This window comes from Gemmatimonadetes bacterium SCN 70-22, assembly GCA_001724275.1.
Classification (GTDB): Bacteria; Gemmatimonadota; Gemmatimonadetes; order Gemmatimonadales; family Gemmatimonadaceae; genus SCN-70-22.
In genome coordinates, this window is sequence record MEDZ01000047.1 from 1 (window position 1) to 23,927 (window position 23,927).

Genomic DNA, 23,927 nt, shown 5'->3' on the forward strand with positions numbered 1-23,927 from the left:
AGCTGGTGCCGGAGGCGCCTCCGCCGCCGGACGAGCCGGGGCCTCGACCACCTTGGGGGGAGCCGCGGGGGGCGCCGCCACTTCGGCTGCGGGAGGAGGGGGGGCGATCGCCTCGCCAGCGGGTCGCGCCTCCTCGACGGGCGCCGCCGCGGGGGCGGCGAGCTCGACGGGGGAAGGAGCGGGCTCCGCGACGGGGGCGGGGGCGACGGCTTCGGCCGCCTGCTCGAGCGCTTCGGCGGCTGCAGCGACATCGGCTGCACGACGACGGCGGATCCCCCCACGCGCAGCCGCTCCAGCGGCGGGGGCCTCGGGCGCCGCGGCCTTGGGTGCCGGGGCAGGTGCTTCGGCGGCGGGGGCGGCCGCGCCCTTGCGCCGCCGCGTCGCCGCGGGGGCCGGTGCGGGCTTCTCCTGGCGCGCGCGCTTCTCCCGCTCCCAGCGGGCGCGCACGCGCGCCACCTGGTCATCGGTCAGCGCCGAGAGGTGACTCCGAACGGGGACGTCCATCGAACGAAGCATGCCGATGACTTCGTCCGCGGAGATCCCGAACTCCCCTGCCATGTCGTGTACGCGAAGCTTGCTCAAACGATCCTCCTAGCGGGCCCCTCTGGGACCCGTGTGCCCTTCTCCGCCCGCGCCACACAGCGCGAGCACGCCCAACGCCAGCGCCCGGTCGGTAACCCCGACCACCGCCGTCGCCTCTCGCCCGACCGCGTTGCCTAACGACTCCGCCGACGGGCCCTCGATGATCCGTACCCGCCGCGCCTCGAGGAGGGGCACGACCTTGTCCAGCGAATGCCGCGACGCGTCCGGCGCGACCACCGCCACCTGCAATGCTCCCTTGCGCGCCGCCTCCCGCACCCGTTCCACGCCCACCACGGCGCCGCGCGAGCGAACGCCGAGCCCGAGCAATCCGAGCAGCCGCCGTTCCGTCGCCGCGTCCATTCCCGCACCGCTCGCGCCGGAGGTGACCATCGCCCCGCTACTCCGCCGCCGAGGCGTCGCCGCCGCCTTCCTCGGTGGTCAGCTCGTTCAGGATCCCCATGATACGGTCCGCCTCTTCCGGGGCGATCCCCGGGAGGCGGAGGAAATCCTCACGCTCCAAATCAATGATGTCGTTCAAGGTACGGTAGCCCGCCTCCTCGAGGATGGCCACCGTGGTCGGCGCCATGACACCCAGCTCGGCGAGCTTGACGTCGGCCGCATCCTGCTCCTCGGGGAGCGGCGCGAAGATCGGCGCCTCGCTGCGTTCCATCCACTCGCGACTGGAGTACAGGTCGATCTTCCAGCCGGTGAGCTCGGAGGCGAGGCGCACGTTCTGCCCGTTGCGCCCGATGGCCAGCGAGAGCTGGTCCTCGTCGACGACCGCCTGGATCGTCTTCGCCTCGGGGTCGGAGAAGACGCGCGCCACCTTGGCGGGGGCCAGGGCGAGCTTGGCGAACCGCTCCGGATCGGCCGACCACGGAACGATGTCGATGCGCTCGCCGCTCAACTCGTTCACGACGGCCTGCACGCGCGCGCCCTTGAGGCCCACGCAGGCGCCCACGGGGTCGATCGAGTCGTCACGCGACCAGACGGCGATCTTGGTGCGGCTCCCCACCTCGCGCGCGGCGGCGCGGATCTCGACGATCCCCTGCTGGATCTCCGGCACCTCGAGCTTGAACAGCGCCTGCACGAACAGGGGGTCGGCGCGGCTCAGGATGAGGCGCGGCCCCTTGGGCGTCTCCTCGACGCGCTTGAGCACGGCGCGAATCGGGTCGCCCTGGTGGTAGTGGTCGCGATGGTTCTGCTCGCGGTAGGGCATGATCGCCTCCGCTTCGCGGAACTTGTTCAGCATGATCACCAGCTTGCCGCGCTCGATCTGCTGCACCTCCCCCGAGAGCAGCTCGCCCACCCGGTTGGCGAACTCGTCGCGGATCTTGGTGCGCTCGCCCTCGCGGACGCGCTGGATGATGCGCTGCTTGGCCGCCTGCACCGCGCTGCGCCCGAACTCGGCGAAGTCCACCGGGATCTCCATCACGTCGCCGACCTGGAACTCCGGGTCCTCGAACTGCGCCTCCTCGAGCGAGGTCTCGCGAGACGGGTCGGTGACCTCGGCCACGACGGTCTTCAGGAGGACGATGCGAATGTCCCCCCGATTCTCGTCGATCTCCACCTCGGCCTGGACGTTGGCCCCGTGCTTCTTGGCGAGGGCGGCGTGGATGCCGTCCTGCAACAGGCCGTGCAATTCCGTGCGGTCCAACCCCTTGAGGTGGGACAGCTCGCGAATTGCGCTGAGAATTTCTGCAGTTCCGGTCATGCCGTGACCCTCTACTTGTTCCAGACGAACACGAGTCGCGCCTCCTTGATATCCGCCAGAGGCACCCGATGCTCCACACCACGCGCGTCCCGCAGGAGCGCGACCTCCGCCCCCTCGATTCCCTCCAATCCCAGGATCTCGCCCTCGATCCGGCCACCGACGGCCGGACTCGAGACGGAGGCCCGGCGTCCCGTGAAGCGACGCCAGTCGGGCGCGTGCCGCAGGGGGCGTTCGACCCCCGGCGACGACACCTCCAGGACATACTGCTCGCCCACCAGCCGCGATGCGTCGAGCCGGGGCTCGAGCGCGCGCGACACGTGAGCGCAATCGTCGATCGTCACCTTCGAGCCGTCCCGCCGATCGATGCGAACATCGAGCAGCGGACGGCGAGACGTCCCACCGCGCCGGAACTCCACCAAGTCGAAGCCAAGCGCGTCAACCGCTTGCCGTACGAAGTCTTCCAACGCGTTCAGCATGTCCGTCGAAGACCGTCCCAAGAACAAAAAAATGCGGGGGAACCCTCCCCCACATTTCGCGGATCGCGGGCGACTTCCCCGCGAAGCAACGTTAATGTATGGATGTAATATAATGGGGTCAACCTGAGCGGGAAGCGCCTCCCCCCCACACGATCACGCCGAGTTGCCGCCCGGCATCGCCGCAGCGGTGCGAATAGAACCGGTCATTGTGGCAGCGCGTGCACCATGGGCTGGTCGAGACGCGGGAGACGCCAGCGGCGGAGGCGTGGTCCACGATGATGGCCCGCAGGTCGACGGGGGTCGGCCGCGGGACGGTGCGCCCCGTGAGCGCCCGGTACACGTCGGGAGAGACCTCGTAGCAGCTGCCGCAGATGGCCGGGCCGCAGTGGAGCGAAAGGTCACGGGCCGCGAACCCGGCGGCCACGAGCCGTTCGATGGCCCGGCCGGTGACGTTGGCGACCGTTCCACGCCACCCGGAATGGACGATCGCCGTCGCCCCCGCCGGATGCGCGATGAAGACCGGGACGCAGTCGGCGACGGTGACCGCCATGGCCGTTCCGGGGGCGAGCGCCACGTGGCCATCGGCGCCCCGGGCCCGGAGCCAGCCGTCCCACCCGGGTTGGTGCACGAGGACCGTGTCGCCATGCACCTGATGGGCGGTGGCCAGGCGACGCGCGTGCGCGTCGAGCCCTTCCGCGAGGGTGGACCAGCGGGCGAAGACGTCGATCGCGGGGTCGGGCGACTGCCACGCGAAGCTCCCGCGCTGGCGCGTGGTGGTGAATGCCACGGCACCGATGGCGTCGAAGCCGGGCACCGCGTCCACGTCGTGGAGGGGGGCGACGCCCGCCCCGGCCTCCCCGCCCCGCGTGGTCACAGGCGCGCGGGGATGCGCGTGATGCGAGCGCCCAGGGCGTTGAGGCGTTCGTCGATGCGCTCGTAGCCTCGCTCGATCTGCGTCGCGTTGTTGATCGTGCTCGTCCCTTCGGCGCACATCGCCGCCAAAAGCATCGCCATCCCGGCGCGTATGTCGGGCGATTCCATGCGCGCGGCGCGCAAGCGACTCGGGCCGGCGACCAGCGCGCGGTGCGGATCGCAGAGCACGATGCGCGCGCCCATGGCAATGAGCTTGTCGACGAAGAACATGCGCGACTCGAACATCTTCTCGAACATCAGCACGAGCCCCTCGCACTGCGTCGCGGTGACGATGGCGATCGACATGACGTCGGCCGGGAAGGCGGGCCATGGCTGGTCCTCGATCTTGGGGACGTGTCCCCCCAGGTCGGACTGGATCACCCTCGACTGTTCGGCGGGGATGATGAGGTCATCACCCTCGACTTCGCAGCGGATCCCCAGGCGCTCGAAGCCCATGCGCGTGGAGCGCAGGTGTTCGACGCCGGCGCGCGTGACGCGGAGCGTCGAGCGCGTGACCGCGGCCAGTCCAATGAACGATCCCACCTCGATGTGATCGGGACCGATCCGATGGCGCGCCCCGCCGAGGGTGGCGGGACCGTGGATCGTCATCGTGTTGGTGCCGATCCCCTCGATCTGCGCGCCCATCGCGACCAGGAACTTGGCGAGGTCCTGCACGTGCGGCTCGGACGCCGCGTTGCGCAGGATCGTGGTCCCCTCCGCGTAGACGGCGGCCATGAGGGCGTTCTCGGTCGCGGTGACGCTGGGCTCGTCCAGGAAGACGTCGGCACCACGGAGCTTGGTGGCGCGGAACTCGAAGCGATCGGCAGCCGAGACGGTCGCCCCGAGCTGCTCGAGGGCGAGGAAGTGCGTGTCGACGCGCCGACGCCCGATGACGTCGCCGCCCGGAGGCGGGAGAATCACGTGGCCACAGCGGGCGAGGAGCGGGCCGGCGAGGAGGATCGAGGCGCGGATTCTCGCGCACAGCTCCGGATCCAGGTGCTCCGCGCGCACCTCCCTGGCCCGGATGACGAGGGTATTCCGTTCGCGCCATTCGGCCTCGGCGCCGACCGCCTGGAGGAGCTGCACGAGTGCCTCGGTATCGCGAATGCGCGGCACGTTCTCGAGGGTGACTTCGTGTTCGGTGAGGAGGGCGGCGGCGATGATCGGGAGGGCGGCATTCTTGTTGCCGGCCGGTTCGATGCTGCCGGACAGGCGGTGACCGCCTTCCACGATGTACTGCACTGAGGACATGCGCGTCGAGTGTGAGGGCCGGCGAATAATGCCCGTCGCGGCCCGGTATCTTCAAGCCATCGCTTGACTTCGCATTTTTCGGCGTGGTACGATGCGAGGCGGGGCCGCGATGCGCGGCCGCGGTTCACCCTGTCCAAGGCGGTGCCCATGAATTCGCTGGCGCCATCGGTATGCCTGATGCTGCAGGCTGCGGCCGATGCTGGAGCGACGCGCGTGTTCGTCGAGCGGACGTGGCTGGATACGGTTGCGGGGGTGGGGCTGAGCCTGGTGTCGCTGTTCGTCCTGGTGACGCTGGTGCTGGGCGTGGCGCTCCTGTTCACGTTGAAGAAGAGCCTGGACGAGCTCACCAAGCTCATCCGTTCGATCCAGGAGCCGCTGCGGGGGGTTCTCGGCGAGACACGCGAGGTGACCGGCGAGGTGCGCGCCATCGTCGCGCGCCTCAAGGAGCCCCTGGCGTACGCCGGCGAGACGATCGAGGACGCCAGCGATCGCGTGCGCGCGGTGATGGATGTGGCGGAGGGGCGGATCGCGCGCCTGGACGAACTGGTGGGGATCGCCCAGGAGCAGGCGGAGGGGGCGATCCTCAGTGCTTCGTCGCTCCTCCAGGGGGTGGCGGCGGGGGGGCGTTCGCTCCGGCGCGTGTTCGGGCGGACGCGACCGCAGGGGACGGGGGGGCTCGCCAGCCGCAAGGCGCGGGCACTCGCGCGCCGGCGGCGCGCGCGCGCCGAACGCGAGGCGCGGATCGACGACGAGGACGTGCTGATCACCACCGCGGGGGAGGAAGCGCCCCGCATCCGGCCGCGTGTCCGCGAGCACCGTTAGGCGGCGGCCGCGCCGTCGCGGGGTGGGGATGGCGGCGATGGCGGCGGGGGCGCTGGTGCTGATCGCCCTCGTCCCCGGGACGGCGTGGGCGTGGACCCCCGGCACCCACGTCTTCCTGGGCGAGGCGATCCTCCGCTCCGCGTACCTGCTCCCCACCGCGGTCGGCGAGCTGCTCAGCGCCTTTCCGTACGACTTCCTGTACGGCTCCATCGCGGCGGACACGAGCATCGCCAAGAAGTACGCGGCGGCGGGCCGCCATTGCCATTCGTGGATGGTGGGGTTCGACATCCTCGACCGGTCGCGCGACGAGCCGCTGCGCGCATTCTCGTTAGGCTACCTGGCCCACCTCGCGGCCGACGTGGTGGCGCACAACCACTTCGTCCCGCGGCAGCTGGCGGTGACGTCGAGCACCGCCGCCCTCGGGCACAGCTACTGGGAGGTCCGCTTCGAGACCCACCTGGGCGAGCGCTCGGCCCGGCGCGCCCGGGAGCTGATCGTGCTGGACCACACCCGCAGCGATGCGCACCTGGACCGCATCCTGAGCCCGACGATCTTCAGCACGCCCACCAACCGGCGCATCTTCCGGGGCATGGTGCGCGTGTCGGACATGGAGTCGTGGCAGCGCATCTTCCATCTCGCGACCGACTACTCGCGATGGGACCTCCCCGACCTGCAGGTCGGCGCCTACCTCGTGCGGTCGTTCGACTACGTCATCGACCTGCTGAACCGGATGGACGCCGCCGAGCCGTTCACCTTCGACCCGTCGGGCGACCTGCGGCTGCGCCTGGCGAAGCGCGTGCGGCGCGATGCGCTGCGCCTGGGGGGTGAGGACCGGCTGCTGGAAGAGGCGGAGCTGCACTTCGGCATGCCGCCGTCGCCGCTGGCGTACGCGACGACGCTGCCGGCGCCCCTGTACTCCGGGCCGGAGAACGGCGGCGACGCCTCCTCCCGGCCTGCTACGGAGTCGTCGCCGACAGCCTCGCCGCGAGGAGCTGATTGACCTTTCGCGGGTCGGCACGCCCGCCCGACCGCTTCATCACGGCGCCGACCAGGACACCAAGGAGCTTCTTCTCCCCTGCCGCGAGCCGGCGCACCTCGTCGGGGTGCGCCGCCCAGACCTCGTCGACCCAGGCGGCGAGCGCGGCGTCGTCGCTGACCTGCATGAGCCCTTCTCGCTCGGCGAGGGCTCGCGGAGCGCCGCCATCGCGCACCATGATGGCGAAGACCTTCTTGGCGGCGCTGTTCGACACGGCCCCCTCCCGCACCAGCCCGAGCAGGGCGGCGAGCTCCGCGGGGGCCACCCGCAGGGCGGCGATGGGGATGCCCGCATTGTTGAGGTAGGCCAGGACCTCGCCCATGACCCAGTTGGCCGCCGCCTTGCCGTCGCCATGCGCCTGCGCGACCGCCTCGTAGAAATCGGCGAGGGCACGGGTGGCGGTGAGCACGCCGGCGTCGTAGGGCGAGAGGGCGTAGGCCGCCTGGAGGCGCGTGCGCCGGGCCGCGGGGAGCTCGGGGAGGGCGCGGCGTTGTGCCTCGATCCAGTGCTCGGCGAGGAGGAGTGGGGGGAGGTCGGGGTCGGGGAAGTACCGATAGTCGTGGCTTCCCTCCTTGCTCCTGGCGGGACGCACCTCGTGGCGGTCGGCGTCCCACAACAGCGTCTGCTGCACGACCCGCTCCCCCGCCTCGAGCAGCGCGCACTGCCGCTCGAACTCCACGGCGATCGCGCGCTCGACCCCGGCGAAGGAGTTCATGTTCTTGATCTCGGTCTTGGTGCCGAGCGTCGCGCTGCCGTGCGGGCGAATGGAGACGTTGGCGTCGACACGGAGGCTTCCTTCCTCCATGTTGGCGTCGGACACCTCGGTGTACTCGAGGACCTCCTTGAGGCGGACGCAGTATTCGCGCGCCTCGGCGGGGGTCCGGATGTCGGGCTCGGAGACGATCTCGACGAGCGGCGTGCCGGCGCGATTGAGGTCGATGGCGGTGGCAGAGGGGAAGCGGTCGTGCACGGACTTCCCGGCGTCCTCCTCCATGTGGGCGCGCGTGATCCCGACGACGCGCGGGGCGCCGTCATCGGCCGTGCCGATGACGAGGCGGCCGCCGGTGGCGAGCGGCTGGTCGAACTGCGAGATCTGGTAGCCCTTGGGGAGGTCGGGATAGAAGTAGTTCTTGCGGGCGAAGACCGAGGCCCGGTGCACGGTGCAGTCCAGCGCCAGGGCGGCCCGCACCGCCAGCTGCACCGCGTGGGCGTTGAGGACGGGGAGCGCGCCGGGGAGGGCGAGGCAGACCGGGCAGGTGTTGGCGTTGGGGGGGGCACCGAACTCGGTGGAGCAGGGGCAGAAGATCTTGCTCCGGGTCTTGAGCTGGACGTGCACCTCCAGCCCCACCACGAGCTCGTAGCGCGGGTGCCACGACGCGGCCATCAGCGGGTCCCCCCGACGCCCAACGCCCGCTCCAGGGCATAGGCGACCGCCAGCATCGCCGCCTCGCCGAAGGGTGGCGCGATGACCTGCGCCCCGACAGGGAGCCCCTCGACGCGCCCCGCCGGGACCGACATCGCCGGAACGCCCGCCAGGTTGGCGGTGACGGTGAAGATGTCGCTCATGTACATCTCGTAGGGGTCGCTCACCGCCCCGAGGGGGAACGCGGGGGTCGGGGTGGTGGGGGTGAGGAGGGCGTGCACGCCCGAGGCGAAGACGCGGGTGAAGTCGCGGGCGATGAGCCGGCGCACCTCCATCGCCTTGCGATAGTAGGCATCGTAGTAGCCGGCCGACAGGACGTAGGTGCCGAGGAGGATGCGCCGGGTGACTTCGGCGCCGAAGCCGCGCGAGCGCGTGGCCTCGTACATGGCGTGCAGGCCGTCTCCCGTCAGGCGCAATCCGTAACGCACGCCGTCGAAGCGCGCGAGGTTGGACGACGCCTCGGCGGGGGCCACGATGTAGTAGGCGGGGATCGCGAGCTCGGTGTGCGGGAGCGAGACGTCGCGGATCTCGGCGCCGGCGTCGCGCAGGGCATCGCACGCGGCGTCGCAGACGGCGCGCACGCGCGGGTCGAGCGTGTCGGGGAAGTACTCGCGCGGGCGGCCGATGACGACCCCGCGCATCGAGGCCGCGGCCGCGGCGCGATAGTCGGGGACCGGGACGTCGAGGCTCGTGGCATCGCGCGGGTCGGGGCCGGCGATGGCCTGGAGGGCGAGCGCGGCGTCGTCGACGGTGCGGCCGAAGACGCCGACGTGGTCGAGCGACGAGGCGAAGGCCACGAGCCCGTAGCGCGAGACGCGCCCGTAGGTCGGCTTGATCCCGGTGATCCCGCAGAAGGCGGCCGGCTGGCGCACGGACCCGCCGGTCTCCGAGCCCAGCGCGATGGGGACGAGCCCGGCCGCCACCGCGGCGGCCGACCCGCCGGACGACCCCCCGGGCACGCGGTCCGGGGCGACGGGATTGCGCGTGGGACCGTAGGCCGAGTGCTCGGTCGAGGAGCCCATCGCGAACTCGTCCATGTTCGTCTTGCCGACGACGATCGCGCCCGCGTCTCGCAGGCGCCGCACCGCGGTGGCCTCGTAGGGGGAGACATATCCCTCGAGGATGCGCGACCCGCAGGTGGTGGCGAGGTGCTCGGTGGCGAGGTTGTCCTTGATGGCAACGGGCACGCCGGCCAGCGCCCCCACGCCCGTCCCGCGCGCCACGGCGGCGTCGACCGCCTCGGCGCAGGCCCGCGCCCATTCGTGGTCGTGCCAGAGGACGATGTTGAGGGCGTCGCGGCCGGCGCCGACCGTGGCGCCGCGGTCGAACGAGGCGTCGGTGGCGTGGAGCGCCGCGGCGTCCCCGGCCGCCACCCGGTCGCGCAGCGCCGCCGCCGTCAGCCGCAACAGCTCGGCGCTCACGATTCCCCCGCCGCGTCCTCGTGCGTCGACAGCCGCGGGACGAGGAAGAATCCGTCCCGCATCTCGGGGGCGAAGCCCTCGCGCGGTCGCGCCAGGGGGAGCGGCGGGCCGCCATCCGGGCGCAGCGGCATGCCCTGGCCATCGGCACGGGCATGGAGGTCGATCGCCGAGGTGTCGACCGTGGCGAGGACGTCCATGTGCGCGAGGATGCCGTTCAGCTCCACGGCGAGCAGGTGAATGCGATCCGGCTCCAGCCCCAGGCGCGCCAGCGCGGCGACGTGGCGCACATCGTCATCGGTGACGGCCATCACTCCACTCCGCGCTCGAGTCCGGCGTACGCGACCACCAGGCGCTTGCGGCCGACGGTGTCGTCATCGAAGTCGATGGTGACCTTCGCGTCGCGTCCGCTCCCGGAGAGCTCGGCGATCGTCCCTTCCCCGAATTTCGCGTGCCGGACGCGCACCCCGGGCACGAAGATGGGGGCGTCCTGGGAGACGTCCTCGTCGGCGGGGGGGCGCGAGGCGGGACGCGAGACGGGGGTGCCGGGGCGACGCTCGGACGGCGTCGGCCGGTCGCCGAGCCAGTCGTTCCGTCCCGGTGCGGCGCCGAAGCGCAGCGCCGAGTCGCCGAACCGCGGCGCGCCGTAGGCGGAGTCGTCGTCGCCGAGCCGCCCGCTGCCGCGCAGGCGCACCGTGGCGCGCGAGCGGACCAGCGACTTCGGCAGCTCGCGCACGAACGATGAGGGAATGGTGCCCATCATCTCCCCGTTGCGGCGACGGCTGCGCGCGTGGGTGATGAAGAGGACCTCTTCCGCGCGGGTGATGCCGACGTAGAAGAGGCGGCGCTCCTCCTCGAGGAGGGCGGGCTCCTCGCGTGCCCGTGCGAGCGGGAAGAGCCCCTCCTCGAGACCGGTGATGAACACGACGGGGAACTCGAGTCCCTTCGCGTTATGCAGCGTCATGAGGACGACCGCGTCCGCGTCGGGGTCGAGGGCATCGACGCCGGCCACGAGGGTGGCGCGCTGCAGGAAGTGATCGAGGGGGGTGAGCCCGACCTCGCCACCGTCGTCGATGACCGTCTCGGCCGCGCTGGTCAGCAATTCGCGGACGTTCTCCATGCGCTCCGCCCACTCCGGGCCCTCCGCCCGGAGGTAATCGGCATAGCGGATGGCCTCGATGAGCTCCCGGAGGACCTCGTCGACCGGCGCCTCACGCGCCAGCGCGCGCAGGCGCGAGATGAGGGCCGAGAAGTCGGCGAGCGCGGCGCGCGCCGCGGGGCGCATCCCCCCGATCAGCGAGGCATCGGTGGCGGCCGCGAGGAGGGGGACACGGGCCTGGTACGCCATCTCCGCCAGCGTCTCGACCGAGGTCTCGCCCACGCCGCGCCGGGGGACGGTGATGGCGCGCCGGAATGCCTCGTCGTCGCTGGGATTGGCGACGAGCTTGAGGTACGACATGAGGTCCCGGATCTCGCGCCGATCGTAGAACCGCACGGAGCCGATCAGCCGGTACGGGATGCCGTGGCGACGCAGCGCCTCTTCCATGGCGCGGCTCTGTGCGTTGGTGCGATACAGCACCGCGAAGTGCTTGAGCGGGCGCGCGCGGGCGCTGAAACGGCGCCCCTGGATCTCCTCGATGACGAACTCCGCCTCGTCGCGCTCGTCGAGCGCGGCGACGACCGAGACGGGGTCGCCGGCCGGGCGCGTGCTGCGCAGCGTCTTGCCGCGCCGCTCGGTGTTGGCGGCGATGGCGGCGTTGGCCAGCTCGAGGATCTGGGGAGTGGACCGATAGTTCTCCTCGAGCCGCACCACGTGCGCCGCGGGAAAGTCCTTCTCGAAGTCGAGGATGTTCCGGATGTCGGCGCCTCGCCAGCCGTAGATGGACTGGTCGTCGTCGCCGACGACGGCGACGTTGCCGTGCGCGCCACCCAGCAGCGCCACGAAGCGATACTGCGCGCGGTTGGTATCCTGGTATTCGTCGACGAGGATGTGCCGGAAGCGCGACCGGTATTGCGCGAGCAGCGCTTCGTGCTGCTCGAGCAGCTGCACGGGGAGCACGAGGAGGTCGTCGAACGAGACGGCATTGGCCTGCCGCATCGCGGGCTCGAGCGCGCGGTACACGTCGGCGACCGACTTCGCGTGCGGGTCGAGGGCGAGGCGCGCGTACTCGTCGGGCGAGACGAGGGCATTCTTCGCGTCGGAGATGGACGCGAGGACCGCCTGCGGCGACCGCTCACGGGTGTTGATCTTGAGGCGCTCCATCACGCGCTTGACCACCGCGAGCGTGTCGTCCTCGTCGTAGATGGTGAAGGCGGGGGTCCGACCGAGGAGGTGCGCCTGCGCGCGGACGAGGCGCGCCCCGATCGCGTGGAAGGTCCCGACCCACATCCCGGCGGGCGCGCTGCCCAGGAGGCGCGCGATGCGCTCCCGCATCTCGCCGGCCGCCTTGTTGGTGAAGGTCACGGCGAGGATGTGGCGCGGATCCACGCCGTGATGCTCGATGAGGTGGGCGATGCGCGTCGTGAGGACGCGCGTCTTGCCCGAGCCGGCGCCGGCGAGGACCAGGAGCGGGCCCTCCACCGTGCGCACCGCCTCGCGCTGCGCGGGGTTCAACCCGCCGATCATCTTGTCCGTTGGCTTGTCCGTTGGCACGAGCGACGACGTCATGCAGGCAAGATAATCTGGAAGACCGCCCCCCGGTCGGTCGGGAGGAGCGCGAGCGTGCCGCTGTGCGACTCCTCGATGATGCGCCGCGTGAGGGCGAGCCCCAGCCCCCATCCATGCTGCTTGGTCGAGAAGCCGGGCTCGAAGATCCGCTTGCGGAGCTCGCGCGGGATGCCCGGGCCGTCATCGGCGACCATGAGCTGGATGGCCTCGGGGGTGCGCTTGACGCCGATGCGCACGCGGCCGCCGCTCCCGGCGAGCGCGTCGATCGCGTTCTTGATCAGCGCCTCGAGCACCCACTCGACGAGGACCGGATCACCCTGCGCGATGAGCGGCCCCTCGTGGATGTACGTCTCGATCGAGACCGCGTGCGCCAGCGACGGGACGCGGGCGCGGAAGTAGTCGGCGACCCGCTGCACGATGAGCCCGACGTCTACGGGCTCGCGATTCGGGGGGCGGCCGATGCGCTCGAACCGGTGGGCCACGCGCTCGAGGCGCTCGAGGTCGCCCTGCATGTGCTCGAGGGCGCGCGTCGTCAGCGGGTCGGCGTCGCGATCGCGCAGCAGCTCGATCCAGCCGCTCAGGCTGGAGAGGGGGGTCCCGAGCTGGTGCGCCGATTCGCGCGCCATCCCGGCCCAGACGCGCTCCCGCTCCGCATGGGCGCGCGTGCGGAAGATGTAGAGCGCCGCCAGGAGGACGAGCCCGAGCATGGCGGCCTGGAGGAGCGGGACGACGCGCAGTTCCTTGACGAGCGGGGTGTGCCCGAAGTGCACGGTCCCGACGTTCGGCTCGCTGACCGGCTCGTTCTCGTCGTCGAGTCGGACGATCCATTCCGCGAGACGGGGATCGTCGGGGCGGAAGGTGGAGTCGGGGCCGAGGAACGGGAGGTTGGCCGCGGCGGTGACACGCCCGGCGGGATCGGTGACGATCACCGGGACGCCGGAGCGTCGGATGTGGTCGGAGAGGTTGAAGAGCGCGCCGACCGGGTTGCTCCCGGTGTCCGTGAGGGCCCGGTAGACCTGCGCATACATCCGTCCCTCGCGGGCGGCTTCCTCGCGCAGGCTGGAGACGACGCGCTGGGTGAACAGGACGTACGAGACGAGCAGCAGCGCCACCAGCGCAGCGACGACGACGGTGGCGCGGCGGCGCATGCCTAACGAATCACGTCCGTCCCCAGGTAGGCGCGCAGCGCCTCGGGGACGGCGATGCTCCCATCCGGCTGCTGGTAGTGCTCCAGCAGGCAGGCGATGATGCGCGGGAAGGCGAGCCCCGACCCGTTGAGCGTGTGCACAAACCGCGGCTTCTCGCCCGGGCCCGGGCGATAGCGGATGTTGGCCCGGCGCGCCTGGTAGTCGGTGAAGGTCGAGCACGAGGAGACCTCGAGCCACTTGCCGACGCCGGGGGCCCACGCCTCGAGGTCCCACGTCTTCGCGCTGCTCTGCCCCGTGTCTCCGGCCGCCAGGAGCACCCGGCGGTACGGGAGCCCCAGCCGTTCCAGCAGCGTCTCGGCGTGCCGCGTGAGGCGCTCGTGCTCGTCGGCCGACTGCTCCGGCGTGGTGTAGCGCACCATCTCGACCTTGTCGAACTGATGGAGGCGCAGGAGTCCACGCGTGTCCTTCCCTGCCGCCCCCGCCTCCTTGCGGAAGCATGGCGTGTAGGCGACGAAGCCACGCGGCAGGTCGCCCGCCTCGAGCATCTCGTCACGATAGAGGTTCGTGACCGGGACCTCGGCCGTGGGGACGAGGAAGAGGTCCTCGCCGGCCACGCCATACATGTCGTCCTCGAACTTGGGAAGCTGGCCGGTGCCGACCATCGACGCGCGGTTGACGACGACGGGGACCCAGACCTCCTCGTACCCGTGCTCGCGCACGTGGACGTCGATGAAGAAGTTCATCAGCGCGCGGGTGAGGCGCGCCCCGACGCCGCGCAGGACGACGAAGCCCGAGCCCGACACCTTCGCCCCGCGGACGAGGTCGAGGATCCCGAGGGCCTCGGCCAGCTCCCAGTGCGGCCTGAGCCCTTCACCCGCGCGCGGCTCGCCCCACGACTTCTCGACGCGATTGTGCGCCTCGTCGCCCTCGGGGACCTCGCCGAGCGTGAGGTTGGGGAGCTCGAGCAGGATGCCCTGGAGCTCCCGCTCCGCCACCTGCAACTCCCCTTCGAGCCGGGCGATCTCCTCGCCTAACGCGCGTCCCTGGGCGATGAGGGCGTCGGCGTCCTCACGGGCCTTCTTGCGTCGCGCGACTTCCTGCGAGTTGGCGTTGCGCGCCGCCTTGCGCTCCTCGACCGCCTGGATCATGGCCCGCCGCTCGAGATCGAGGGTGACGCCCCGGTCGATGAGGGGGGCCAGCGCGTCGAGCTTGCCGCGGCGACGCATCGCGCTCCGCACCTCGTCGACCTGGTCGCGGAGAACCCGGAAATCGTGCATGCGCTAGCTCTTGGGAACGCCCGGCGTCAGGGCGCGGAAGCCGCAGTTCGGGTCACGAACCGCGCGGAAGTAGATCTGGCGCCTGGCCGGGGCGACGCTGTCCACGACCAGCTTGGCGTAGAGCTGCGACGCCAGCGAGTACTGGCAGGCGTCGCTCGCCAGCTCGAAGACGACCCCTTCCCCCGTCCCGACGACGAAGGTCGAATCGTACGCATAGCCTCCGGTGGGCGCCTTGGTCATGCTCTCGAACGAGCCCTTCACCAGCTGCATCCCGACGCGCGGGGTGTTCGAGACGAACCCGCTCGTGATGCGCGTGGTGGCGATGCGACGGGCCGGGATCAGGCGGATCCGGCCGTCGGGGGTCAGGTCGAAGGCCACGTCGAACGCGATGCTCGGATCGACCCGGACGACGATCCCGTCGCTCGCGCTGTACGCGACGGGGAAGCTCACGGGCGACGACGTCATGCCGTAGGCCGAGAGGGTGTCATAGACGACCGAGCGGTATGCCTTGAGCCCCAATGTGTCATTGCAGGCCGTGAGTCCGGCGGCCGCGGCGACGGCCACGGCAAACCGGACGAGAGGTCTCCGTATCATGCGTATCGACAACGATTTCGTGATCATCATATCCCGTGGCAAAGACTACCCGTTGCGCCCGCGGACTTCAAGCGAGGTTGCTTGACTTCCCCCCCTCCCCCGTTATGCTTGGCACGACCCTCCCTGGAGCGTGGATGCCCACCATTCGCGAACTCGTCGGCGCCATTGCCCAGCGCGACGGCGTCGAGGGCGTCATCCTGCTGGGGCGAGACGGCCTGCTCATCGACGGCCGCACCGCCCCCGCGCTCGACGCCGAGCACCTGTCGGCGCACGTGCCGGCGCTGATCACCGCCGCCGAGGAACTGGCGATTCCCGCCGGGCGCGGCCCCCTGGTCACGTCGGTCCTGGAGTACGAGCGCGGCCTGGCGATCATCTGTGCCCTTTCCTCGGAGGCGCTCCTGCTGGTCCTGGTACACCCGTCGGCCAATGTCGGCTCGCTCTTGTTCGACCTACGCCGGCACCGCGGCAACATCGCCTCGCTGGTCTAGTGACGGCCGCCCCCCGGCATGTGCTCGTGGCCGATGACGAACCGCACATCGGTCGCATCATCAAGATGAAGCTCGAGCAGGGGCCGTTTCACGTCTCGCTCGCCTTCGATGGCCGGGAGGCGATGGACGCCCTGCATCGCCAGGACGACATCGCCCTCGTCCTCCTCGACGTGATGATGCCGCACCTGTCCGGCCTCGACGTCCTCCAGTTCATGCGCGCCAGCGATCGCTGGCGCGACACCCCCTGCATCGTCCTCACGGCCGCCGGGCAGGAGGCGCAGCACACCCGCGCCATGGCGCTGGGCGCGACCGACTTCATGACCAAGCCGTTCAGTCCCAAGAAGCTCTACCAGCGCAGCGCGGAGCTGGTGGGCGTCGACCCCGCCACGCGACGGGAGACCGACGCATGAGTCGTTGGGTGGTGATCCTCGCCGGGGGAGTGGGATCGCGCTTCTGGCCGCTCAGCACGCCGTCCCGCCCCAAGCAGCTGCTGCCGCTCATCGACCACCAGCCGCTGCTGCGCAATACCATCGACCGCCTCCTGCCGCTGGCCGAGCCGTCACGCATCCTCGTCCTGACGAACGCCGCGCTGGTCGCGCCGATCCATGCCCTGGCACCCGAGCTCCCGCTCGAGAACCTGATTGCCGAGCCGAGGCCGGCGGGGACGGCGGCGGCGCTGGCGTGGGCCGCGTCGGAGATCGCCCGGCGCGACGGTGACGCCGCCGTCATGCTGTCGGTGCACGCCGACTGGGCCATTGGCGACCCGGCGGGATTCCGGGAGGCGCTGCAACGGGCCGCTTCGCTCGCCGACGCGCAGCACGCGCTGGTCACGGTCGGGGTGGTGCCGTCGCGCCCCGATCCGGGATTCGGCTACATCCGCCCGGGCGAGCCTCTCGCCGCGGGAGGGCGGCGGGTGGCGCAGTTCGTGGAAAAGCCGAGTCGCGAGCGTGCCGCCGAGATGGTGCGCGAGGGGTGTCTCTGGAACTCCGGGATCTTCGTGTGGCGGGTCGGGGACTTCCTCGCCGAGGTGCGGTCGCACACGCCGGAGGTGGCGCCGGCGCTCGAGTCGTGCGGCGGTGACATCGGTCGCTTCTTCGCGGGGGTGCGCTCGGTGTCGGTGGATGTGGGGGTACTCGAGCGCACGGGGAATGTGGTCGTGATCCCCGGCGACTTCGGCTGGGACGACGTGGGGACCTGGTCGGCGCTGGCGCGCGTGCGGCCGCGTGATGCGGCCGGCAATGCGGCAAGCGGTCCCGTGCATCTCGTGGATGCGCACCGCAACGTGGTGCACGCGGAGGGAGACCGGGTGGTGCTGTACGGCGTCTCGGACCTCGTCGTGGTCGTTCGCGACGGCCTCACGCTGGTGACGACGACCGAGCGCGCCGCCGACCTCAAATCGATGCTGGACAGCCTTCCCCCCGACGTGCGCGACCTCCCGTGAGCTCGTTCTACCTCTACGACGATGCGCGGGCGCGCAGCTTCGACCCGTTCGCCCTGTCCCGGCCGCTGGGCGAGGTGCGTGCCGGCGCCCTCCTGATCCGCCAGCGCTGGGAGCGCGTCCTGGGGATGTCGTGCGCGGGGTTCCTTGGCGCGGCGCACCTCGAGAACTTCGACGAGTTGGACGCCCCCCCGGCCGTGGCGTCGCCCGAGCTGCCCGCCGGGGCGATCGTCGTCAACGCACGGGCGATTCCCGCGCTGGCGCGCGTCGGCGGGGCCGACCTGCTGGAGGCGGACGGGCGCGTTGCCGCGGTGCGCCTGCGCGAGGCGGTCCCCGCGCATCGTTTCGCCGACGGCGCGCTGCCGCTGGAGGACCTGGCCAGCGACGGGTGGGGGCGGACGATGCTCCGTGCGCACTGGCTCGAGGCGTCGTGGGAGCTCGTCCGTTACCTGGCGGAGCTGCTGGCGGCGGACATCCTCACGTTAGGCGCGGAGCGCGCGTGCGTCTCGTCACCGGCGACCGTGATCGGCGAGCATCCGGTGTTCGTCGAAGCGGGGGCGCAGGTCGAGCCGCTGGTGGTGATCGACGCCTCGGCCGGGCCGGTGCTGGTGTCGCGAGGGGCGAGAATCGCCGCCTTCACGCGCCTGGTGGGCCCCTGCTACGTGGCCGCGGAGAGCCAGGTACTGGGCGGCAAGGTGGGGACGTCGGCCATCGGCGAGCAGTGCCGTGTCCACGGTGAAGTGAACCACGTCATCTTCATCGGCCACGCGAACAAGTCGCACGACGGCTTCGTCGGGCACTCGGTGCTCGGGCGCTGGGTGAACCTGGGCGCGGAGACGGTGACGAGCAACCTGAAGAACACGTACGGCACCGTGCAGTTCTGGACCCCCGCAGGGCTGCAGCCCACGGGGATGCAGTTCCTCGGGACGCTGTTCGGCGACCACGCGAAGACGGCGATCGGGACGCGCCTCAGCACGGGGAGCGTCATCGGCGCGGGGGCGAACGTGGTGGGGAGCGGGATGACGCCGAAGGTCGTCGCGCCGTTCACGTGGGGGGAGAGCGACACGACGTACGACCCCGAGCGATTCGTGACGATCGCGGAGCGGATGATGGCCCGGCGCGGGGTTTCGTTAGGCGACCGCGCACGCCGCCACCTGCTGCGCATCTTCACCGCACGCGGGACGACCGGGAAATGAACGTCACGATCCTGGGGAGCGGGAGCCGCGGGAATGCGGTCGTGCTCGAGGCGGATGGGGCCCGCGTGCTGGTGGACGCGGGATTCACGGCGCGGACGCTGGCAACGCGCATGGCCGCCGCGGACATTGCCCCCGAATCGATCGGTGCCGTGCTGCTGACGCACGAGCACACCGATCACGTGAGCGGCGCCTGCACGGCGGCGCGGAAGTGGGGATGGAAAGTCTTCGCCACACCGGGGACGATCGCCGGGACCCCCGGACTCGGTGCCCTCCGCCCCGTCGCCGTCGATCCGGGCGAAGGGCTCCACCTGGACACGATGCACGTGCGCTGCGTACGGACGCCACACGACGCGAGCGAGCCGATCGCGGTGGTCGTCGATGTTCCCTCCTCGGGGACGCGACTCGGAATCGCCTACGACCTCGGCCACGTCCCGGCGCGTATCGAGCAGGCGATGCGCCAGCTGGACGCGCTGATCCTGGAGTCGAACCACGACGAGGCAATGCTCCGGGCGGGCCCGTACCCGAAGGTGGTCCAGGATCGCATCGCGGGGGGGGACGGGCACCTGAGCAACCGCGCCGCGGCGGAGCTGGCGCGTCGCGTGGCGCACGGCGGCCTTCGCCACGTCGTGCTGGCCCACCTGTCGGAACACAACAACACGCCCGAGGTCGCCCACGCGACGGTGGGATCGTCGCTCCGCGCGACAGCGTTTCGGGGAACGCTCTCGGTCGCGCGACAGAACGCGGTGACCAGCTTCACGGTCGAGCGCGCGCGCCGCGTGGAACAGCTCTCCCTGCTCTGATCATCGAGCGCGCTCCTTGGGAGGGGCGCTTGGTCGCCGCGCGGCGGAGCCACGCGAAGTGGAGAAGGAGAGAAGACGGGTGTGAGAAAGGGCGCCGCGGATGCGGCGCCCTTTCTCGTTCGGAGGTCGTACGGCGGGGAGTTCGGGCGACGGATCTCGGTACGTGCCGGCGCGACCGGCGCGCCGGCACGACCGTCCCCCGTCTCCCTTGGGGACTAGTACATCCCGCCCATGCCGCCCGGGCCGCCAGCCGGCGCCGCGGGCTTCTCTTCCTTCTTCTCGACGACGAGCGCTTCCGTCGTGAGGAGGAGGCCGGCGATCGACGCGGCGTTCTGGAGCGCCGAGCGCGTCACCTTGGTCGGGTCGATGACGCCCGCCGTCACGAGGTTCTCGTAGGTGTCGGTGAGGGCGTTGTAGCCGAAGGCATCATCCTTCGAACCACGCACCTTTTCCACGACGATGGAGCCCTCGCCACCCGCGTTCTGCACGATCATGCGGATGGGCTCCTCGATGGCGCGACGAACGATGTCGATACCGACCTGCTCGTCGTGCTCCTCGACCTTGAGCCCCTTGAGCGCGCGCTGGGCACGGATCAGCGCCACACCGCCGCCCGGGACGATCCCTTCCTCGACGGCGGCACGGGTCGCGTGCAGCGCGTCCTCGACGCGGGCCTTCTTCTCCTTCATCTCGGCCTCGGTCGCGGCGCCGACGTTGATGACGGCCACGCCACCGGCGAGCTTCGCAAGACGCTCCTGGAGCTTCTCACGATCGTAGTCCGAGGTGCTCTTCTCGATCGCGGCGCGGATCTCCTTCACGCGCCCCTGGATCGCGTCGGCGTCGCCGGCGCCGTCGATGATCGTGGTGTTGTCCTTGTCGATCACGATGCGCTTGGCGCGCCCGAGGTCGGACACCACGGCGTTCTCGAGCTTGAAGCCGACTTCCTCGCTGATGACCTGCCCACCGGTCAGCTTCGCGATGTCCTCGAGCATCGCCTTGCGGCGATCGCCGAAGCCGGGCGCCTTGACGGCCGAGACCTTGAGCGTCCCACGGAGCTTGTTGACCACCAGCGTGGCCAGCGCCTCACCCTCGATGTCCTCGGCGATGATGAGCAGCGGGCGCCCCATCTGGGCGACCTTCTCGAGGACCGGGAGGAGGTCCTTCATCGACGAGATCTTCTTGTCGTGGATGAGGATCATCGCGTCCTCGAGCACCGACTCCATCTTGTCCGGGTCGGTGACGAAGTACGGCGAGATGTAGCCGCGGTCGAACTGCATGCCGTCGACCGTCTCGAGCGTCGTCTCGATGCCGCGCGCTTCCTCGACGGTGATGACGCCGTCCTTGCCGACCTTCTCCATCGCGTCGGCGATCAGCTCACCGATCTCCTTGTCGTTGTTCGCGGAGATGGAGGCGACCTGCGCGATCTCCTTCTTCCCGGCGGTCGGGACGGAGATCTTCTTCAACTCCTCGACGATCGCGGCGACGGCCTTGTCGATGCCGCGCTTGAGCGCCATCGGATTCGACCCGGCGGTGACGTTCTTGAGCCCTTCGCGGTAGACCGCCTGCGCCAGCACGGTCGCCGTCGTGGTGCCGTCACCCGCGACATCGGACGTCTTGGTCGCGACTTCCTTCACCATCTGCGCGCCCATGTTCTCGAGCGGATCGGACAGCTCGACTTCCTTGGCGACGGTCACGCCGTCCTTGGTGATCGTCGGAGCGCCGAACTTCTTATCGATGACGACATTCCGGCCCTTCGGGCCGAGCGTGACCTTCACCGCATCCGCGAGCTTGTCGACGCCGCGCTTGAGCGCCGCGCGCGCGTCTACACTGAAATAGAGTTCCTTCGCAGCCATGGCTTGTATGAGACGAGTAGGAAGTTGACGTTAGGCCGGGAGCGGCCGGAACCGGGGCTGGCGAGTCGGGTCAGGCGCCTTGCGCCGCCGACCGCCCGTCCCCCGTCCCCCGTCTCCCGTCTGCTTCAGCTGTTGATGATCGCGAGGATGTCCGACTCGCGCAGGATGAGGAGCTGGTCGCCGTCGACCGTCACCTCGGTCCCGCTGTACTTGCCGTAGAGGACCTTGTTGCCCACCTGGACATCGAGCGGCACACGCTTGCCATCCTCGAATCGCCCCGGGCCGACGGCGACGATCTCGCCCTGCTGCGGCTTCTCCTTGGCGGTGTCGGGGATGTAGAGCCCCCCACGCATCGTCTCGGCCTCCTCGAGTGGCTTTACCACCACGCGATCGGCGAGCGGAGCGACCTTCGTCGCGCTCTTCGTGCTCATAGCGAACAACCCTCCATTCTGGGTCCGGATGATGTGAAAAAAACCTCAGCCGCGTCGTCAGCACTCACGAGCCGAGAGTGCTAACGGAGCCAAAACTACGCCCCGTCGGCCGTCACGGTCAAGGGTCTCGACGTGAGCACTTGCAGCCGGAACGAACCCGCCGTCACGCCTCACATGAATGCCATTATCTACTTCCGGAACAACGACTTAGGACGCTCCGCCCACGCCTATTCACCACGGACGGGCCCGGGAGCGCCGGTGGTCCAGGCGCCACAGCATCCCGCGCTACGCCGTCGGCGCCGAGTGCAGGAGGTCGTACGCCATGCGGAGACCGATCAGCGTCAGGTGGGGTTCGACCCGGTCGATGGTCTCGCACAGGGGGGCAATCATCGGCGCCAGCCCTCCGGTGGCGATCACCAGGGGGACATGGGGGGTCGGCCACTCGCGCTTGATGCGTCGCACCAGCCCATCCACTGCGTCGGCCGTCCCCAGCACCACGCCGGAGCGGATGCATTCCTCGGTGCGCCGGCCGATGACCCGTGCCGGCGGGACGAGCTCCGTGGCGGGGAGCTTCGACGTGCGCCGGAAGAGGGTCTCGGCCGAGGTACGCACCCCGGGGGCGATGACCCCTCCCAGGAAGACGCCGTCGGCGGTGATGCAGTCGTACGTCGTCGCCGTCCCGAGGTCCACGACGATCGTGTCGGCGGCGTGCAGCCGCGATGCCGCGAGCGTGTTGATGATGCGGTCGGCGCCGACGGTGAGCGGCTCGATCACGTCGAGGGTGATGGGGAGGGCGGACCGGGCATCGACGACGACCGGGGTGACGGCGAAGAGGAGGTGGCACGCCTCGCCTAACGGGTCGGTCATGGCCGGGACGACCGAGCCGATGGCGACGCCGCGCACGTGCCGTGGGGCGATGCCGCTGGCGGCGAGCAGGGCGCGCAGCGTCAGCCCGATCTCGTCGGGCGTGCGCGTGGCGTCGGTGGTGACGCGCCAGTGGCCCCGGAGCCCCTCGCCCTCGAAGAGCCCGATGGTGGTCTCCGTGTTGCCGACATCGAAAACGAGGATCATGCCGCCTCTCCCTCGATCGTGAGCGACCCCGACGTGCGCTCGAGCACGCCCGCCGGCGTCGCGATGCGAACCGCCCCCGCCGGCGAGATGCCGACGACGGTGCCTGCCACGGGGGCGGTGACGCGCCGGCCCCGCGCCCAGTCCCGTGCCGCGAACGCCTCCATCTCGCGCTGGGTGAGCGCCCCGCGCGCCGCCGCCGCCCCCCGGATGGCCGGGACCAGCTCCGCCAGCACCTCCTCGCGCTCGCTCCCGGCGCCTAACGACGCCGCGCCCTCCTGGTCGCCGGGGCGCACGAGGTTGACGCCGATCCCGATGGCGACCCACTCGGGGCGCTGCTCGCGCCAGCGAGCCTCGACCAGGATTCCCCCCACCTTCCCCGTGGGAAGCATGAGGTCGTTGGGCCACTTCAGCTGCACGAGCTCGGGGGCGAACCGGTCCAGGACGTGCGCGGCGCGCAGCCCCACCCGGAGCGACAGGACATCGAAGCCCGAGGCATCGAGCGGACGCTCGATGAGCGTCATCCACAGGCCGCCCCCGGGGGGCGAGCTCCAGGACCTCCCTCCCCGCCCGCGTCCGCGCGTCTGCCGGTCCGCCACCACGAGGGTCCCCGCCGGCGCCCCCGCCGCCGCCAGGGCATGCGCCTCGTCCATCGTCGACGGCACCGAGGCGTGCCAGCACACGTGCGGGAGGTCGAGCCGCCGCGCGAGGTCGGTCGCGCCTCCCGCAGCCGCGGCGCACCCGGCGCCGATCTCCCGGTCACCGCCTGCGGCCACGCTTCACCCCCGGACGGCCAGGACGAGGAGGACCGCCACGCCTAACGCGAGGCGGTACACGGCAAAGATGCCGTAGCTGTTGCGGGAGACGTACTTGAGCAGCACCGCGATCGCCAGCCACGAGCTCAGCGCCGCCGAAACGACGCCGACGACCAGCGGGAGCGAGATCCCCTCGCGCACCGCATCCGGCACCTTGAGGATCGCCGCCGCGGCGGTGATCGGCATGCTGAGGAGGAACGAGAAGACCGCCGCGCTGGTGCGGTCGATCCCCAGCAGGCGCGCCCCGGTGATGGTCGACCCCGAGCGAGAGAAGCCGGGGACGAGCGCGCACGCCTGCGCGACCCCGACGAGGAGCGCGTCGCGCCACGTGAGCTCCGCGATGCTGCGTCCCTGCGGCATGAAGCGGTCGGCCGCCCACAGCAGGATCCCCATGATCATCAGGGTGGTGGCCATGAGCGCGGGCGCCCGGAAGGCCGTCTCGGCCGCGTCCTCCAGCAGGAGCCCGGCAATGGCGCCGGGAATCGTCCCGATGATGAGGGACACGACCCGCCACTCCTCG

At 70.9% G+C, this 23,927-nt stretch carries 24 protein-coding genes and 1 pseudogene; 7 read left to right on the forward strand and 18 right to left on the reverse strand.

What is annotated here, in order from left to right; all coding sequences use genetic code 11:
* The 6 genes and pseudogenes from ABS52_17015 to ABS52_17040 form a co-directional block, all read right to left on the reverse strand.
* Nucleotides 1–558, reverse strand: a pseudogene (locus ABS52_17015) (hypothetical protein).
* Nucleotides 559–591: 33 nt separating this feature from the next.
* Nucleotides 592–942: a hypothetical protein gene (locus ABS52_17020; GenBank protein ID ODT01234.1), complete on the reverse strand. Its 351-nt coding sequence runs from the start codon at nt 940–942 to the stop codon at nt 592–594.
* A 37-nt stretch (nt 943–979) separates the two neighbouring features.
* A complete protein-coding gene (locus ABS52_17025) occupies nt 980–2,239 on the reverse strand; it encodes a transcription termination factor NusA (GenBank protein ODT01235.1) in 1,260 nt (419 codons plus the stop codon).
* Between the two features lie 68 nt (nt 2,240–2,307).
* Entirely contained in the window at nt 2,308–2,772 is a 465-nt protein-coding gene (locus ABS52_17030) for a hypothetical protein (GenBank protein ODT01236.1), read from the reverse strand.
* A gap of 118 nt (nt 2,773–2,890) precedes the next feature.
* Nucleotides 2,891–3,646 carry a hypothetical protein gene (locus ABS52_17035; protein ID ODT01237.1) on the reverse strand — a complete coding sequence of 252 codons (756 nt, stop codon included), beginning with the start codon at nt 3,644–3,646 and terminating at the stop codon, nt 2,891–2,893.
* Nucleotides 3,643–4,935, reverse strand: coding sequence for a UDP-N-acetylglucosamine 1-carboxyvinyltransferase (locus tag ABS52_17040; protein ID ODT01238.1), 1,293 nt, complete (start codon nt 4,933–4,935; stop codon nt 3,643–3,645). The genes ABS52_17035 and ABS52_17040 overlap by 4 nt, the downstream gene beginning before the upstream one ends.
* Before the next feature lie 177 nt (nt 4,936–5,112).
* Here ABS52_17040 and ABS52_17045 point away from each other — a divergent pair, with 177 nt between their 5' ends.
* The gene (locus ABS52_17045) at nt 5,113–5,757 is read left to right on the forward strand and encodes a hypothetical protein (protein ODT01239.1); all 645 of its coding nucleotides are present in this window, start codon (nt 5,113–5,115) and stop codon (nt 5,755–5,757) included.
* Nucleotides 5,758–5,785: 28 nt separating this feature from the next.
* Complete coding sequence (locus ABS52_17050; GenBank protein ID ODT01240.1) at nt 5,786–6,757, forward strand: hypothetical protein; 972 nt, start codon at nt 5,786–5,788, stop codon at nt 6,755–6,757.
* On the opposite strand, the gene ABS52_17055 is transcribed toward ABS52_17050, so the two are convergent.
* The 7 genes from ABS52_17055 to ABS52_17085 are packed head-to-tail and all read right to left on the reverse strand — an operon-like array spanning nt 6,714 to nt 15,291.
* Nucleotides 6,714–8,177, reverse strand: coding sequence for an aspartyl/glutamyl-tRNA amidotransferase subunit B (locus ABS52_17055; protein ID ODT01241.1), 1,464 nt, complete (start codon nt 8,175–8,177; stop codon nt 6,714–6,716). The genes ABS52_17050 and ABS52_17055 overlap by 44 nt on opposite strands.
* Nucleotides 8,177–9,637: an aspartyl/glutamyl-tRNA amidotransferase subunit A gene (locus ABS52_17060; protein ODT01242.1), complete on the reverse strand. Its 1,461-nt coding sequence runs from the start codon at nt 9,635–9,637 to the stop codon at nt 8,177–8,179. Before ABS52_17060 ends, ABS52_17055 begins: the two co-directional genes overlap by 1 nt.
* Nucleotides 9,634–9,945: a hypothetical protein gene (locus ABS52_17065; GenBank protein ODT01243.1), complete on the reverse strand. Its 312-nt coding sequence runs from the start codon at nt 9,943–9,945 to the stop codon at nt 9,634–9,636. Before ABS52_17065 ends, ABS52_17060 begins: the two co-directional genes overlap by 4 nt.
* Nucleotides 9,945–12,260, reverse strand: a complete 2,316-nt coding sequence (locus ABS52_17070) for a hypothetical protein (protein ODT01256.1) — start codon at nt 12,258–12,260, stop codon at nt 9,945–9,947. The genes ABS52_17065 and ABS52_17070 overlap by 1 nt, the downstream gene beginning before the upstream one ends.
* A 38-nt stretch (nt 12,261–12,298) precedes the next feature.
* The gene (locus ABS52_17075; protein ODT01244.1) at nt 12,299–13,450 is read right to left on the reverse strand and encodes a hypothetical protein; all 1,152 of its coding nucleotides are present in this window, start codon (nt 13,448–13,450) and stop codon (nt 12,299–12,301) included.
* Nucleotides 13,451–13,452: 2 nt separating this feature from the next.
* Nucleotides 13,453–14,727, reverse strand: a complete 1,275-nt coding sequence (locus tag ABS52_17080) for a serine--tRNA ligase (protein ODT01245.1) — start codon at nt 14,725–14,727, stop codon at nt 13,453–13,455.
* Between the two features lie 3 nt (nt 14,728–14,730).
* The gene (locus ABS52_17085; GenBank protein ID ODT01246.1) at nt 14,731–15,291 is read right to left on the reverse strand and encodes a hypothetical protein; all 561 of its coding nucleotides are present in this window, start codon (nt 15,289–15,291) and stop codon (nt 14,731–14,733) included.
* A 134-nt stretch (nt 15,292–15,425) separates the two neighbouring features.
* On the opposite strand from ABS52_17085, the gene ABS52_17090 reads away from it, so the two are divergent.
* The 5 genes from ABS52_17090 (at nt 15,426) to ABS52_17110 (ending at nt 19,243) form a co-directional block, all read left to right on the forward strand.
* Entirely contained in the window at nt 15,426–15,809 is a 384-nt protein-coding gene (locus ABS52_17090) for a hypothetical protein (protein ODT01247.1), read from the forward strand.
* Between the two features lie 65 nt (nt 15,810–15,874).
* The gene (locus ABS52_17095) at nt 15,875–16,219 is read left to right on the forward strand and encodes a hypothetical protein (protein ID ODT01257.1); all 345 of its coding nucleotides are present in this window, start codon (nt 15,875–15,877) and stop codon (nt 16,217–16,219) included.
* A complete protein-coding gene (locus ABS52_17100) occupies nt 16,216–17,250 on the forward strand; it encodes a hypothetical protein (GenBank protein ODT01248.1) in 1,035 nt (344 codons plus the stop codon). Before ABS52_17095 ends, ABS52_17100 begins: the two co-directional genes overlap by 4 nt.
* A complete protein-coding gene (locus tag ABS52_17105) occupies nt 17,247–18,443 on the forward strand; it encodes a hypothetical protein (GenBank protein ID ODT01249.1) in 1,197 nt (398 codons plus the stop codon). The genes ABS52_17100 and ABS52_17105 overlap by 4 nt, the downstream gene beginning before the upstream one ends.
* Entirely contained in the window at nt 18,440–19,243 is an 804-nt protein-coding gene (locus ABS52_17110; GenBank protein ID ODT01250.1) for a hypothetical protein, read from the forward strand. The genes ABS52_17105 and ABS52_17110 overlap by 4 nt, the downstream gene beginning before the upstream one ends.
* A gap of 215 nt (nt 19,244–19,458) precedes the next feature.
* Here ABS52_17110 and ABS52_17115 read toward each other — a convergent pair whose 3' ends face one another.
* From ABS52_17115 to ABS52_17135, 5 genes are all read right to left on the reverse strand, one after another.
* On the reverse strand, nt 19,459–21,093 hold the full coding sequence (locus ABS52_17115; protein ODT01251.1) for a chaperonin GroL: 1,635 nt from the start codon (nt 21,091–21,093) through the stop codon (nt 19,459–19,461).
* 125 nt (nt 21,094–21,218) lie between these two features.
* A complete protein-coding gene (locus ABS52_17120; GenBank protein ODT01252.1) occupies nt 21,219–21,524 on the reverse strand; it encodes a co-chaperone GroES in 306 nt (101 codons plus the stop codon).
* Between the two features lie 285 nt (nt 21,525–21,809).
* Entirely contained in the window at nt 21,810–22,595 is a 786-nt protein-coding gene (locus ABS52_17125) for a hypothetical protein (GenBank protein ID ODT01253.1), read from the reverse strand.
* Nucleotides 22,592–23,368 carry a biotin--[acetyl-CoA-carboxylase] ligase gene (locus ABS52_17130; GenBank protein ID ODT01254.1) on the reverse strand — a complete coding sequence of 259 codons (777 nt, stop codon included), beginning with the start codon at nt 23,366–23,368 and terminating at the stop codon, nt 22,592–22,594. The genes ABS52_17125 and ABS52_17130 overlap by 4 nt, the downstream gene beginning before the upstream one ends.
* 3 nt (nt 23,369–23,371) lie before the next feature.
* On the reverse strand, nt 23,372–23,911 hold the full coding sequence (locus tag ABS52_17135; protein ODT01255.1) for a hypothetical protein: 540 nt from the start codon (nt 23,909–23,911) through the stop codon (nt 23,372–23,374).
* Nucleotides 23,912–23,927: the final 16 nt, after the last annotated feature.